The organism is Paenibacillus sp. JT31N17, from assembly GCF_056269255.1.
This window is the reverse complement of the sequence record NZ_JBWDNP010000008.1, coordinates 181,463-193,759: the sequence shown is the minus strand read 5'-3', so window position 1 is coordinate 193,759 and position 12,297 is coordinate 181,463. Positions and strand designations below refer to the sequence as shown.

The following is a 12,297-nucleotide window of genomic DNA, read 5'->3' as shown; positions in this document are numbered from 1 at the left end:
CAGGGTTATGATCCGTCCGTCTTTTTATCTGGAATTGCGTATATTCAGCGCTGCGCTGCTTACTTCGTCCAGGCAGGATCTTTGGCTACAGCAGCCATGTCGGCTCTGCGTTTATCAATGCTTGTCAGCACTTCTTCAGGCTTCATGGCATTGCTCAGCATTGCCACGATATCCTTGCCCATGTCCATCCACTGCGGGTTGACATAGTTGACGTAGTCCTGGATATCGGTGCCCTTCTTGGTGTAGGTCGCCATCATTTTCTTTTGTTCAGCATTGTATTTGTCCTTCAGTCCCGAGTAGTTCAGGTTGGAAACCGTCGGATCGTTATCCAGCATGTACTGCAGGTTCTCCGGCTTCGCCAGGTAAGCCAGATACTGCTTCGCTTCTTCAATATGCTCGGAGCCGGAATAGATGAATTTGCTTGGTCCGCCCGGATTGATGTAATAAATCTGGTTGTCTGCGAGCGGGATGACGAAGTAGCCGAAGCCGTCCGCTTTCACATTCGGATCCGCTTTCTCAATATCGTTGACTAGACTTTGTGCGGCAAGCGTCATGGCGAATTGTCCGCTTGCCATTTTCGCTGCCGAATCCGCTCCCGTATCCGAGAAGGCATTGTCGCCGAAATAACCCAAATCATAGATCTCCTTCAGTTGGTTCAGCGCCAGAAGCATGGTTGGATCATCGGCGAATTTCTTCTTGTTCGCGTTCAAATCGTTGTACAGATTAGGCGTGACTTCATCATAGCGGGGTCCCGGCTCGGCAAACCACAGGGTATGGTGCCAACCGTCGGCAATCGGCTCGTAGAGCGGCGTCACGCCGGAATCGCTGATTGCTTTGCAGACCGCCTTGAATTCTTCATAGGTCTTGGGGATGCTCAGGCCCAACTTCTCGAAGATTTGTTTGTTGTAGACGATAACGAAGCTGCTTCCCGTATCCCAGATTGTTTGCGCATACACTTTGCCGTTAAGCGTCAGCTGCTCGATACTGAGCGGATCTTCACGCTGCACCCACTCTTCGCCGCTAAGGTCGACCGCATTCTTCTCCACGTTGTAGTTCAGGCTGATTTCGCTCTGGCCGCTTTGGCCGCCGAACAGGTCAGTCGCTTCCTTGGCGTTCAATTTGGTTTTCAGCACATTGAAATATTGGTCGGCCGGCACGATCTGATAATCAATGCGGATGCCGGTCTCTTCTTCGAATTTCTTGGCAAGCGTCATTTCCGCATCCTTGATCCAGCCTTGGCTGGCGATATAAGTAAGTGTGATATCCTTCTTGCCGGATGTATTGCCCGTATTGCCGGCATCCGTATTATTGCCTGCCGCCGCATTCGTCCCGCCTTCATTCGATGCCTGATTGTTGTTGCCGCCGCAGCCGGCAATCAAGGCCATGATGAGAACAACGACTGCTGCCATCCCTAACGATCTTTTCATGTGACACGCTCCCCTTGGTTGATAACTCGTTTTTGCAACATGCTTGAATCCGCTTTCACCATCGATGTGCTCCCATTATAAAATGTTTGGCAGCGGTTCCACCATGGAGAAAATAGACTCGTTTTATGTACTTTTTTTACCGAATGCGCTTTCAAATACCTTTTGACAAATGACCCTGCAGAGCGGAAAATAAAGCATGATCGGTAATCTGAGGCTCCTGGAGGCAGCTATGTGGAATAAATTCAGAAACATCCAGAGCGTTCTTTTCTTTACCTATTCTCTAATTATCGTGATTGTATTCACTGTTCTGGTGATATGGTTCTATATGTGGGCATCCGATCTGCTGAGGCAGAACGCGGCCGACACGCTTCAGAGCATGGGCCAATCCATGCAGGAGCATAACGATTCGGAAATTCAGAAAATGAATGATGTTTCCTTGAATGTTCTGTATTCCAACCTGGTCAAAACCCATTTTCAGAAGTTCATCTCCGGAGAAGAGGATGAGACCGATCCGACCGGCCTGACCAATCCCGTGATGAGCTCCGTCGAGAATGCCAAGCAGCTGGCCGAGATTCTGACCGCTGCAATCGGCCCCTCAAGGCCGGTGGAGCAGCTGTACCTCTATGATTTCAAAAACAAGGTGTACGGCAACGGCTTCGACAATGGTGAGCGCACCTATGATTCCTCCAAGAAGCCTTGGTATCAGCAGGTCATCAACAATACCGGGGGCAAGACCATCACGCTTCCCGTTCCCGACGAGGAGATGACCCGTTTTATTTCATCCAGCGAGAAGCAGTACTCCATCTCCTTGTTCCGGCTCTTCTACGACAGCTATAACGAACCGATGGGCATCGTGGAGGTCAAGCAGTATTTCAACCGGATCTTCGAGAGCATGATTGAATTTTCCAAGCAAAATCCGTACCAGGCCAAGGTTCTGGTCTACAACGATGCGGGGCAGATCGTCTATCCCTTGCAAGCCGATACATCCGTATATTCTGCCTACATGAAGCTGCCCACCGGCAAGGCGGCGCAGGCGGAGAACGATTATCTGCCATTCGTGAATCCCGATACCGGCGGTAAAGAGCTGCTGTCCTACCATCATTCCAGCTTTACGGGATGGAATACCGTGATCATTGTTTCGGAGAAAAAGCTGCTTGCCCCCCTGTTCGTGTTCACCAAGCGGACGGTGCTGGTTGCCTTCATCATCATGCTGTTTGCCATTCTGCTGTCCTTCGCTGCGGCCAAGCGGATCACCTTCCCCATTCTGAAAATCCACCGCACGATCCGCAGCATGCGACTGGAGGATCTGGGAACCGGCAGAGTAGCGGCGCTGGAGCTGAACAGCGGCCTGACCGAGCTGGATCATTTGCACTTTTCCTTCCAGCAGATGAGCTCGCGGCTCAAACAGTCCATGGACGAGCTGCTTATGTCGCAGTCTCAGGAGATGCAGGCCAAGCTGGTGGCGCTGCAATCGCAGATGAATCCGCATTTTCTCTACAACACGCTGGCCACGATCCATGCGATGGCGGAGGAAAATATGAACGAGCAGATCATCTCCATGACGGAGAACATGTCGCATTTCCTGCGTTATTTTTCGTCGGACGAATCTCTGGTGGATCTTGGGGAAGAGGTGCTGCACACCGAGAAATATCTGGAGATCAACCAGATCCGCTACGGAAGGAAGCTCGAGTACAGCATCGATATTGAGGAGAGCATCCTCAAGCTGAGAATTCCCAAGCTGATCATTCAGCCCCTTGTGGAGAATTCCCTGAAGTTCTGTACGACGAACGAGCCGCCGTGGATGATTCAGGTCAAAGGGATTATACAGGATAATCGTTGGCAAATCGAGGTGTCGGACAACGGCCCGGGCTTCACGGAAGACAGCCTGAACAACCTGAACGGCAGAATCCGGGAGATCAACGAGACCCATGTCATTCCCGTGCTCCAGCTCGATGGAATGGGTCTGCTGAATATTTATATCCGCATGAAGCTGACTTACGGCGGGGATATGCTTTTCCGGATTGATAACCGGCCGCGGGCAGGGGCAACCATCATCATAGGCGGAACATTATAGAGGTTGTTTCCGGTGCTTAAAATCGAACTTTTGGAAGTTGCAGCATAGGAGGCGAGCAGCATCGAAGAACGTGTGCAAATCCGGATTATTGTCGCTGAGGATGAGGATCTGATCAGGAATAGTCTGGTCCGCAAAATCGAGAGCATGGACGATACGCTGAAGGTTGTCGGCGCTGCCCAGGATGGCCGCGAAGCGCTGGAGCTGGCCCGCGTGAAGCAGCCTGATCTGCTCGTCACGGATATCCGCATGCCTGTGATGGACGGCATGAGCCTGATCAAGTCCATGCATCTGTACTATCCCCGCGTACGAAAAATCATTACGAGCGGTTATGCGGACTTCGAATATGCCCGCTCGGCCATACATTACGACGTTGACGAATATTTGCTGAAACCGATTGCATCCGAGGAATTAAAGCGCGTATTGACGCGAATAAAAACACTGATCGATCATGAACGTTCCGCGTTCAAGGAAAATATGAAGGGCTCTCCCAACCCGGGCGGCAATCCGGAGGAAATTGTTCAGCTGGTGCAGAGCTTCATGCGGGAAAATTTCCAGCAGGATCTCAGCATGGAGCAGATCGCGCGGAGCTTCAACTTCAACGCCTCTTATTTAAGCAAAATATTCACCAAATACGCGGAGGAGCCGCCTTCCAAATATTTGACGTCTCTGCGCATTAACGAGGCCAAATATCTGCTGACCCATCATCGGAGTCTGACGATCAAGGAAGTCGGAGAACGGGTCGGCTATCCCGATCAGTTTTATTTCAGCCGTATTTTCAAGCAGGTCACCGGCTGTACGCCAAAGGAATTCCAGAAATAATCCATTATGATAAAAGATCGTTAGGGCGTATTGTCCCTGACGGTCTTTTTTTCTTATGCCATGTGCGGCAATGGGCGGATTCAGAGACAATTTATTAACAAATTGATGAAAAAATGGACATATCTTTGCTTTACATTTAATGGGTCAACGCTTATAGGGCGGCGATTCAATGCAGGAAGACAAATGAGAAAAGGTGGCTTATCATGAAGAAAACCGGATTTACGATCGTAGTTTGTCTGATACTGCTCTGTCTTTCCGCCTGTACCGGAAACAGCGGCAGCGGCGGGAATAATGCGGGGAGCAAAGAGACCGCGTCCGTTCAAAACCAGGGAAAGGCGGATGCGGACGGCAATTCTGCGTCGGGAACGAACGGTCAGGCAGAGGGCGGGGACGAAGCGCCGGCCGGCCCTGTCAAGCTTGTGTTTGCGACGTTCACCCCAAGCGAGCAGCTGCAGTCGGCCAAGAAGAAGTATGAGGCGGCCCATCCCAATGTTGAGATCGAGCTGCAGACCGCGCAAGCCGAATTTACGGATCTGGATACGCAGTTGGCCAATATCGAGAAATTTGTCACGACCACGAATACGGCAATGCTGGCCGGCAAGGGACCCGACCTGATGGAATTGGATATGCTGCCGGCCGGCCAATATGCAAGCCGGCATCTGCTCGCCGATTTCAACGATCTGATGAAGCAGGATGCGGCCTTCAGGAAGGAGGATTATTTCACCAATATTTTGGACAATACGCAAATTGGCGGAGGACTCTACAGTTTACCGCTGTCATTTTTCCTTGACGGCTTGGTCGGCGACAAAGATGCCATAGCAAAGGCCGGCGTCCAAGTGGATGACACAAATTGGACGTGGAATGATTTTGTCGAAACGGCGAAGCAGCTGGCACAGAAGGGCGAGTACCCGAACGCGCTGGTCAGCGACCCTGCCTATCTGCTGACCGAGATGGTCAGCGACAATTATGCCCTGTTCGTCGACGAGGCCAGCCGCAAGGCAAAGTTCGATTCGGCATCCTTTACTAGCCTGATGGAACAAGTCAAAAAGATGTTCGACGACGGAGTTGTTTTCGACGCTGTGGCCGGCGGCAAACGGACAAAAACACATACTTATTTTCAGGAAATGCAAATCCAGTCGCCTATGGAGTTTTTGTTGACACTGGGCAGTTATGGCGGGGAGGGGGAGCTGTATACGAAACCGCATGCGCAGGAACTGGGAGCGGGCGGCTATTTCACCCCCAATGGAACGATCGGAATAAATGCCGCCTCGCCCGTCAAGCAGCAGGCCTGGGATTTCGTCAAGTTTATTCTGTCGGAGCAAGGCGAGGCCGAGCCGAATCTTTCACTCGGCAACACCGGCTTTTCGATCAACCGAATCGCCTTCGACAAGCAGATCAAGGAGCTGCGCGCCAAAGGAGAGGTGCCTGCCTACAAGAACGGCCCTGCGGAAACCGACGCGTTCAAGTTCGACCCCGCTCTGCTTGACGGGCTGGAAGGCAGCGTGACGGAAGCGGTTCATGCCGTCGGCGGAAATTCGAAGATAACCGATATCATTACGGAGGAAGGCGAGGCATTTTTTAAGGGCCAGAAATCGGCGGCTGACGTTGCAAAGCTCATTCAGAGCAAAGCGGAGCTGTTCCTCAACGAATAAGCCGCAGATACTCTTATCCGGTGTCATGATATGATGACGGTCATAATTGCCTGACGATATTTTGGTAGTCAAAAGAACCTCCGACCCCACTTAAGCAGTGGACCCCGAGGTTCTTTTGTATAAAATTCAGATGACTGATTCATAGGACCGCTGTTGGAACAACCCCAAGTCCGGACATACTTATTCAGAAATGCCTTGCTTCTTCTCGACCTGATCCTGCCACTGCTCCGGATGGCGATACTTGACCGTTTGCAGATGCTCGCAATACAGCGCAAGCTCACCCTCGTTCTTATAGATTTCATAGCTCACGCGGATAAGTCCCATTTCCTTATACTTCGGTCTTTTGTCCATATGAGTTCTGACTGTATAGATGGTATCGCCTATGAAGACGGGCTTGATAAATCTAAGCTTGTCGTAGCCGTAGCTGAAAGTATGGATATTATTGTGTGCCATTAACCCCAAGCCATAGCTGAAGACCATCGCGCCCGCAACCAGCCTTTTCTGGAAAAGCCCCTCTTCCCTGGCAAATATCTCGTCCCCCACATAAGGATGCATATCAAGAACAAGCGAATTGAACAGCATGCTCTCGCCTTCGGAAATCGTTCTGCGTATCGATCTTACCTGCTTTCCGGTCTCGAATTCCTCGTACATCCAATCCTCGGTATTATAAACGGGAAGATGATGATGGGGTCTGGTTTGTTCGGACATTTTGGCGGCAGCTCCTTTGCTTTCATTTTTCTTGGTATTCTGGTAGTACCAAGAAAAAGAATAGCATGATTCCTTCCGGCCGGCAACTTTTGTTTCCGGATTCGATTGTTGGCATAGACGCAATCCGCCTGCCTTCCGTACAATTTCCACTATATTCCACCGCCTTCATCTTCTCTTCATCTTCCAGGCCTATAATGACTCTATCCACTCCCTAGCGAAAGCCGGTATGTCTGATGATTAATGGCTCGCAGCCATTCCCGCTGCTGCAGACCAAACGTTTGCATTTAAGACAGATAAGAATCTCGGACGATCATGATTTGTACAGCGTATACGCCGATGCGCAGGTTACGAGATTTCTGGATTGGTACGGTCCCGGCTCGGTAGAAGAAGCACGGGAGCTGATTCAATCCTGGAACGAGCATTATGAGATGAAGTCGCTCCTGCCGTGGGGGATTGCCAGAAAGACGGATGATGCTCTGATCGGCACGATTATGTACATGCCCCTTAGAGGAACATTCGAGACGGAACCGCTGTTCCCGATTACGATCGGTTTTGAGCTGGCACGGCCTTACTGGAATCAGGGGCTGATGACCGAGGCGCTGGAGCAAGTAACGGCTTACGGCGCCCATCATATCGGGGCGCACCGGATTCAGGCCGATGTGCGGCCAGAGAATGAAGCTTCTATCCGTTTATTGAAAAAATGCGGGTTCAAGGTCGAAGGATTGCTGAAAAAATATCTCAAGCACGAGGTCACTCAGATCTTCCTCGACGTGATTGTGCTTGCCCTCATTACGAGCTGAGCCGGTCTCGGCCCGGTGGACGCAGCCTCCATCATGCCTTCCTGTACGTAAGAAGAACAGCTCGGCTCTTGCCGTCCTCTGGAAGCGCAGCATGCTTCTTCACAACGTATGGATCCATACTTTTACATTTAGAAAGGGACTGCTCCTCAGGTTTTTCAAAACCCTCGGGCAGTCCCTTTTTATCCGCCTGCTTTACAAGCACAGAGGCACAGAGATGATTAAGCCTTCGCACGGGCACTGCTTTTCTCCTCATGTTTGATCAATCGCGAAGCGGTGATGAACCACACGAGGAAAGCAAAGCATAGTAGCCCGATGAAGCCATAACCGCCGAATACGTCGTACCGGGACGAGAAATAGCCGAAGCCAAGACCTGCCAGGATGTGAATCAGATTCAGTCCCAGTGACTGGAATGAATCGATCGTCGCCCTCGTGGAGGAATCGATCCGATGATGCAGACAGCCGCTGACAAGAGGCTCCATCACGCCGGAGAACAGACAGACAAGCAGCAGAGCGGCAAGACCGCCGTAGTCCCGGCTCGCAGCCGCAAAGGCAAAGCCTACAGCGAATATAGCGGTCACGGTTATAAGCAGAATCCTGTAGCTGAAACGCCCGATCAGCAGATGGGCCAGAAGGTTGCCGGGAAGCCGCAGGAGCATGAGCGCGGTAGATAGAACGCCAAAATAGACAACCGGCATCTCCAGTCGTTCTGCATACAGCTGCCAGAATTCATCGATGAAGCCTACCGCTGTTCCTGTCACCATTCCCGAAACCACGACAAGGCTGACCCCGGGGTTTGACCGGAAGAAGCGAAGAGACACTGCGACATACTGTTTGAAAGGTATCGTTTCTTCTTCCGGAGCATCGTCCGCTGCCGCTGCCGGTTCCACCAGGAGGAACGAGATGAACAGAGCAATCAGCGCGCTCACGAGCGAAATCCAGTAGTTCAGCTCCAGGCCAAACCGGCTGGCGAGAAAGCTTCCGCATAATGCGGCCAGGATGGCGCCAATGAAGTCGCAGGCATTGAGGAAGCCCAGTTGTTTTTCGAACGAAGCCGCCTTTCCCTGCAGCACCAGCAAATCGTAGAGCAGGGCATTCTCCGTGCCGCTGCCGGCCGAACGGCTGATGCCAGCCAGGAAGACGACCAGGGCAAAATGCCAGAATTCATCCGCAAGCAGCAGAATCACAAACTCGCTGCAGCCGAGCACGGCACTTAGTACCAGCATCCTTTTGCGTCCCCATTTGTCGGCCATCACGCCTGTAGGAATCTCCAGAAGAACAATCGTCAAGGCGTAAATAATTTCCGTATACACGACCATCTGAATGGTCATGCCCCGCTCCTCCCAATACAGCCGTTCGATGACGTAGGCAGGGATGAGGCTGGAAAAGAAGCGAAATGCGTACAGCATCCGCAGATTGGTTGAATAGTCCATCAGGAGCTCCCTTCATGATATCGGATTGGGCTGTTAAAAAGCTCAATCGGAATCAGGAGGTGCCCGTGGAGGACTGGTGTCTAAGGCTTAGCAGGGAGGTCTTGCGATAGCTGCCATGGACCCATCTCCTTCAAAACGAATTGTTATCCTCATCATAATTCTCCGAGGCATAGCGGGTCAATGGGAGTTAGCAGCGGTTGAAGCAGGCTGGAACCGGAACATAGCGGCAGCCCCGATAAGTCCGACATCGTCGTGCAGGCCGGCAGGAACGATTTCGTATGAACCTTGGTAAGGCTTCATTACGAGCTTCTCCGTCTCCTCGCGCAGCAGCGGGAACAGCTGGCCGGCCGCCTTGCTCACGCCTCCGCCAATAACAATCCGGTCCGGATTGAAAGTATGAACCGCATTGGCGAGACCGAGCGCCATATAGTGAATGGCCCGCTCGATTACTTCAAGAGCGACAGCATCCCCCTGCTCACGGGCTTCGAATACCGTCCTGGACGAAACCTCTTCCCCCTTTGCAGCCGCAAGCTCCGCAATCAGCGACGGTCTTTCCTGCATCAGGACCAGAGCCGCATTCCGGATGGCCGTGCCCGAAGCGAATGTCTCCCAGCAGCCATTGCGCCCGCAGCTGCAGACAGGACCCCCCGGATCGATAATGTTATGTCCCAGTTCTCCGGCGAAGGAGTTCGTGCCCAGAAGCAGTTCGCCGTCCAGCACGATGCCGGCTCCAATACCGGTGCTGAAGGTCACATACACCATATTTGCAGAACCCCGGCCGGCTCCTCTTGCATATTCGCCCCAAGCGGCGGCGTTCGCATCGTTGACGACCTGCACAGGGGCTCCAAGCTCCGCCTCCATCCATTTCTTCAGGGGGATATTCGTCCATTCCGGAAGATTCGTGCCATGGAGCACGATGCCGTCCCGGCTGTTGACCGCACCGGGCGATGCCAGCCCCACACCGGAGAGCGTGCGCCCTTCAGCGACGGATTGAACTATGCCGGTAATGCGCATGACAACCTCTCTAGCCGTTGCTGCACCCGCCGTTTCCGTACGTTCACGCTTCAGCATTTTACCGCTCGAGTCGAAAAGCGCAGCTGCTATTTTCGTCCCTCCCAGATCCACTCCAACTACATATTTATCTATATTATGCAAATAAAATTCACCTATTTTCAGCTTCTTTTAGTAAATCAGTTGGCTGCTTCCTCATGCAGAGTATCCGCCAGCGCCCGGAGCGCGGCAGGATCGATCGGCGCAAGAGTTGACCGCCCAAGACGGACTGCCGTGCCAAAATGCACCTCCGTCACTTCGGTTTGGCGGACAAAATCCGCAATTCCTTCCGCCGCCATTCCGCCGCCGGCAAGAATCCGCAGGCTGCTGCCGCTTGCTTCCTCAACCAGCCTGCGGATGACGTGCGCCGCGTCCATTCCGGTGGGAAAACCGCCGGAAGTTAATACCCGCGAGATTTGCGGATAACGCATCAGCGTCCGCAATCCGGCTGATTGATCGGACAGCTCGTCGAAGGCGCGGTGGTACGTCACGTCCAGTCTGCCTGCCGCGGCCAGAACGCGTTCCAGTCCGTGCTCGTCAATCTTTCCTTCCCCGGTAAGGCTTCCGAATACAATGCCTGCAGCGCGTGTCGAGGCAATGGCTTTTATCTCTGCGACGATGGCATCCATGTCGTAAGTATCGTAGTTGAAGGAGCGGCTGTGCGGCCGGACCATGACATTGACCGGAATGCTCACAGTATCCGCCACCTGCTCAATCATGCCGATCCCCGGCGTTAAGCCGCCCTCGGTAATGGCTGTAATCAATTCAATCCGGTCCGCCCCGCTTTGCTCGGCCAATATGGCGTCCTGCACACATGTAGCAATAACCTCCAGAATCATAACAATGCCTCCTTGTTTTCTCTATTCTCTTTCACTTGAACGCAACACGGCATAATCCGCGAGCAGCCTGGCGCCGTAACCGGTCGCCCCCGCTTCGGAATATCCGGCATCCTGCTTGTACTGAACCGTACCAGCCATATCGATATGCACCCAGCTCATAGACTCGTCAACAAAACGCCGGATGAACAGCGCCGCCGTAATGGCCCCGGCGAGCGTTGAAGTACCGACATTGCGCAAGTCCGCGTAATCGCTGCGCAGCTCGGCCTCATACTCATCCACCAAGGGCATCGGCCACAGCCGCTCCCCATTGCGCTCGCCGATCCCGACAAGGCGGCTGGTCATTGCGGAATCGCCCCATATGCCTGCGAGTTCAAGACCAAGAGCAGCCCCTACATTGCCCGTCAGCGTCGCAATGTCGATCGCTTCCGCGGCGCCAAGCTTCGCCGCGTGCAGCAGCGCATCCGCCAGCACAAGCCGGCCTTCCCCGTCTGTATTGGCGACCTGAACGGTCAGCCCGTTCGGATAACGGATGACGGACGAAGGCAGCATAGCCCTCGCGTCCGGCAGGTTGTCCGCCACCGCAATAAGGGCGGTGACATTGACATCCGCTTGCTGCCGGACCAGTATATCCAAGGCTCCGATGACGGCGGCAGCTCCTCCCATATCCATCCGGGCGTCGCTGATATCGCGGCCCGTCTTCACGTTCATGCCGCCCATATCAAACGTTATGCCCTTGCCGATCAGCGCAAGCATAGGAAGCCCGGCATTGCCTTCGTACTTCAGCTCGATCAAAGCGGGAGGATGCTTGCTGCCTGCTCCAACCGCAAGCAGTCCGTTCATTTGACGGTCGATGAGCTCCTGCCCGCGATAAACATGAATATGAACGGGCGTACCGGCAAAACGCGCCAGTACCGCTTCAACAAAACCGCCCGGGTTCAACGTCTCCGGCGTTTCATTGACAAGATCCCGCGCCGCCATCGCACCTTCTGCCCGGATGCGCGCCTTCGCCACTACCGCATCCAGATCGGATGCCGACAGCTCCGTCCACTCGCTCGGGTCTATGTTTAAAGCAGCCGTCCCTTCTTTTCGGGTCGAGCTCCGATATTTATCGAACCGGTACAAGCCCAGCAGCCAGCCTTCCAGCCAGGCCTGCAGCCATTCGTCTGCTGCCGGGCCCGCTTCGCTGCTGTCCGCGGGCGCAAGGCCCCGGACAAGCGCCGCCGAAGCGCGGCCCTCGCGCAGCACAGCGCGGGCGCTGGTTCCACCGGCGCGGCGTATATGCTCCAGCGTTACCTTCTTGCGTGCACCCATGCCTATGGAAAGCATATCTGTTTCGTCTTCGGACCTGCCGTACAGCCAGGTCACAACCCCCGCCTGCTTGCGGTCTTCGCGCAGCTTGAGGGGATAAGGCTCCTCCACATATGCCGGCTGAATGCGGACATCCGCCGTCAGGGCGGGTTCGATCGTCAATTTCATGGCTGCTCCCTCTATTCCATTC

Annotated in this window: 10 protein-coding genes; 4 read left to right on the top strand and 6 right to left on the bottom strand. The window is 53.6% G+C overall.

The window, feature by feature from the left end; all coding sequences use genetic code 11:
- Window positions 1-59 precede the first annotated feature (59 nt).
- Complete coding sequence (locus AC0YOB_RS23900; RefSeq protein WP_475770956.1) at window positions 60-1,427, bottom strand: ABC transporter substrate-binding protein; 1,368 nt, start codon at window positions 1,425-1,427, stop codon at window positions 60-62.
- A 229-nt stretch (window positions 1,428-1,656) separates the two neighbouring features.
- Between AC0YOB_RS23900 and AC0YOB_RS23895 the strand changes: the two genes are divergently transcribed.
- From AC0YOB_RS23895 to AC0YOB_RS23885, 3 genes are all read left to right on the top strand, one after another.
- The gene (locus AC0YOB_RS23895; RefSeq protein ID WP_475794886.1) at window positions 1,657-3,501 is read left to right on the top strand and encodes a cache domain-containing sensor histidine kinase; all 1,845 of its coding nucleotides are present in this window, start codon (window positions 1,657-1,659) and stop codon (window positions 3,499-3,501) included.
- A 72-nt stretch (window positions 3,502-3,573) separates the two neighbouring features.
- Entirely contained in the window at window positions 3,574-4,320 is a 747-nt protein-coding gene (locus tag AC0YOB_RS23890) for a response regulator transcription factor (protein WP_475794885.1), read from the top strand.
- 203 nt (window positions 4,321-4,523) lie between these two features.
- Window positions 4,524-5,972, top strand: coding sequence for an ABC transporter substrate-binding protein (locus tag AC0YOB_RS23885; RefSeq protein ID WP_475794884.1), 1,449 nt, complete (start codon window positions 4,524-4,526; stop codon window positions 5,970-5,972).
- A gap of 180 nt (window positions 5,973-6,152) precedes the next feature.
- Here AC0YOB_RS23885 and AC0YOB_RS23880 read toward each other — a convergent pair whose 3' ends face one another.
- On the bottom strand, window positions 6,153-6,680 hold the full coding sequence (locus tag AC0YOB_RS23880; protein ID WP_475794883.1) for a MaoC family dehydratase: 528 nt from the start codon (window positions 6,678-6,680) through the stop codon (window positions 6,153-6,155).
- 233 nt (window positions 6,681-6,913) lie between these two features.
- On the opposite strand from AC0YOB_RS23880, the gene AC0YOB_RS23875 reads away from it, so the two are divergent.
- Window positions 6,914-7,480 (top strand): GNAT family N-acetyltransferase, encoded by a 567-nt coding sequence (locus AC0YOB_RS23875; RefSeq protein ID WP_475787963.1) that lies wholly within the window; start codon window positions 6,914-6,916, stop codon window positions 7,478-7,480.
- A gap of 218 nt (window positions 7,481-7,698) precedes the next feature.
- On the opposite strand, the gene AC0YOB_RS23870 is transcribed toward AC0YOB_RS23875, so the two are convergent.
- From AC0YOB_RS23870 to AC0YOB_RS23855, 4 genes are all read right to left on the bottom strand, one after another.
- Window positions 7,699-8,910: an MFS transporter gene (locus AC0YOB_RS23870; RefSeq protein ID WP_475794882.1), complete on the bottom strand. Its 1,212-nt coding sequence runs from the start codon at window positions 8,908-8,910 to the stop codon at window positions 7,699-7,701.
- Between the two features lie 177 nt (window positions 8,911-9,087).
- Complete coding sequence (locus AC0YOB_RS23865; protein ID WP_475794881.1) at window positions 9,088-10,065, bottom strand: ROK family protein; 978 nt, start codon at window positions 10,063-10,065, stop codon at window positions 9,088-9,090.
- 35 nt (window positions 10,066-10,100) lie between these two features.
- Window positions 10,101-10,799 carry a copper homeostasis protein CutC gene (locus tag AC0YOB_RS23860; RefSeq protein ID WP_475794880.1) on the bottom strand — a complete coding sequence of 233 codons (699 nt, stop codon included), beginning with the start codon at window positions 10,797-10,799 and terminating at the stop codon, window positions 10,101-10,103.
- Between the two features lie 21 nt (window positions 10,800-10,820).
- Window positions 10,821-12,275: a M17 family metallopeptidase gene (locus AC0YOB_RS23855; RefSeq protein WP_475794958.1), complete on the bottom strand. Its 1,455-nt coding sequence runs from the start codon at window positions 12,273-12,275 to the stop codon at window positions 10,821-10,823.
- Between the last annotated feature and the right edge of the window lie 22 nt (window positions 12,276-12,297).